Annotated in this window: 1 protein-coding gene; it reads left to right on the forward strand. The window is 53.1% G+C overall.

All coding sequences use genetic code 11. The annotated features are described in order from the left end of the window. The first annotated feature begins 108 nt into the window (after positions 1 to 108). The gene (locus tag ABFB09_RS09635; protein WP_347001281.1) at positions 109 to 1,323 is read left to right on the forward strand and encodes an IS256 family transposase; all 1,215 of its coding nucleotides are present in this window, start codon (positions 109 to 111) and stop codon (positions 1,321 to 1,323) included. Positions 1,324 to 1,375: the final 52 nt, after the last annotated feature.

The raw sequence follows: 1,375 nt of genomic DNA on the forward strand, positions 1-1,375 counted from the left end.
AGTAGAATCCCCATACGTGGTGTAAATTTCTGGAATTGAAAAAGCAGGCCATTGTGTGGTTTCTTGAAAGTAAATAACAACACAAACTTTCAGGAGGTAACCACAACAATGGCCAAAGACAGAATGACACTTTTAGAACTGGCACGCAAGTCCGGAAGTGACAGTGAGCTTGATTTCCTAAAGGAAGGGGTGAAGATGCTGGCTGAAGCGGTCATGGAGCTTGAGGTTAAACAAAAGACCGGAGCTGAGAAACATGAGCGCAATGATGGTCGTTTAACCTACCGTAACGGCTACCGCGGGCGTAGCTGGGACACTCGGGCCGGCACAATACCTTTGGAGATTCCCCGGTTGCGGGACGGCAGCTATTTTCCCAGCCTGCTCGAACCCCGGCGACGGGCGGAACAATCTTTGCTGGCGGTGATCCAAGAAGCCTATGTATTAGGCATCAGCACCCGCAAGGTGGAATCCCTGGTCCAATCACTGGGGCTTAATGGGATCAGTAAGAGCGAGGTATCGCGAATATGCGCTGCGCTGGACGATGAAGTGGAACGATGGCGCAACCGGCCTTTATTTTGGCGTTATCCCTATCTGTGGCTGGACGCCACCTACGTCAAGGTCAGGGATATGGGGCGAGTGGTCAGTCAAGCGGTAATTATCGCCTATGGCGTCCGGGAAACTGGAGAACGTGAGATCATCGGGCTTGAGGTCGGTCCCAGTGAAGACAGTGTATTCTGGAAAGAGTTTCTGCGGAGACTGGTTAGCCGTGGTTTGGACGGGGTAATGCTGGTAATCAGTGATGCCCATCTGGGGCTGAAGGAAGCCATCAGCACGGTATTCACCGGGGTATCGTGGCAACGCTGCCGGGTGCACTTCATGCGCAATGCGCTGGCCAGAGTGCCGCGGGGTGCCCAGGCCATGGTGTCTGCCGCTATCCGGACCATCTTCGCACAACCTGACCGTGATAGCGCTTGCATCCAACTCCGCCGGGTAGCCGATAACCTCAAACTCAGGTTTGGTCCGGTTGCCGACCAACTGGAAGAGGCAGAACCGGATATCCTGGCCTATACCGCCTTCCCACGGGAACATTGGCGGCAACTGTACTCTACCAATCCCCTGGAGAGATTGAATAAGGAAATCAAACGCCGCAGTAACGTGGTCGGCATCTTTCCTAACAGTAAATCGGTAATAAGGCTGATTGGGGCGGTATTAATGGAACAGCAGGACGAATGGGAGATCGGACGGCGCTACTTTTCTTTGGACTCGATGAAGAAAACGCTGGAAGGGGCGCAGGAGGAACCCCTTCTCATGGCTTTACAAACTTAACTATTCAGGAAACCACCGATGATGAATTTACACCACTTGACGGGACACTACC

The organism is Dehalogenimonas sp. THU2, from assembly GCF_039749495.1.
In the GTDB taxonomy this organism is placed as follows: domain Bacteria; phylum Chloroflexota; class Dehalococcoidia; order Dehalococcoidales; family Dehalococcoidaceae; genus Dehalogenimonas.

Excerpts from the sequence above, each read along its gene's own strand:
- ABFB09_RS09635 (WP_347001281.1), top strand. The coding sequence starts at position 109 with ATGGCCAAAGACAGAATGACACTTTTAGAACTGGCACGCAAGTCCGGA.